This window comes from Aeromonas sp. MR16 (assembly GCF_022549315.1).
In the GTDB taxonomy this organism is placed as follows: Bacteria; Pseudomonadota; Gammaproteobacteria; order Enterobacterales; family Aeromonadaceae; genus Aeromonas; species Aeromonas aquatica.
Genome location: NZ_JAKZFK010000091.1, coordinates 1 through 255, shown reverse-complemented (window position 1 = coordinate 255; position 255 = coordinate 1). Strand labels below are relative to the sequence as shown.

Annotated in this window: 1 protein-coding gene; it reads left to right on the top strand. The window is 63.1% G+C overall.

Translation table 11 applies throughout. The features are described 5' to 3' along the window. Nucleotides 1–255, top strand: a 255-nt coding sequence (locus tag MM194_RS21875; RefSeq protein ID WP_241344962.1) for a hypothetical protein, incomplete at both ends; no start/stop codon positions are given.

Sequence of the window (255 nt, the reverse complement as noted above, 5' to 3'; positions counted from 1 at the left end):
GCTACACCCTGAGCGCGACCATCGACAACGACAGCAAGGCGGGTGCCACGCTGACGGAGTTTGATGACAGCGTGACCATTGCGGTGAACGGGGTGGGTGGCACCAGTGCCAGCGACCAGCTGATAGTACGCATCGTGGATGACACCCCGACGGCGAAGGATGAAAACGGTGGCACCGTCACCGAAGACGTGGCGGGCAGCCTGAACGGCAACGTGCTGAGCAACGATGTGTCCGGTGCAGATACGCCGGCGGCGT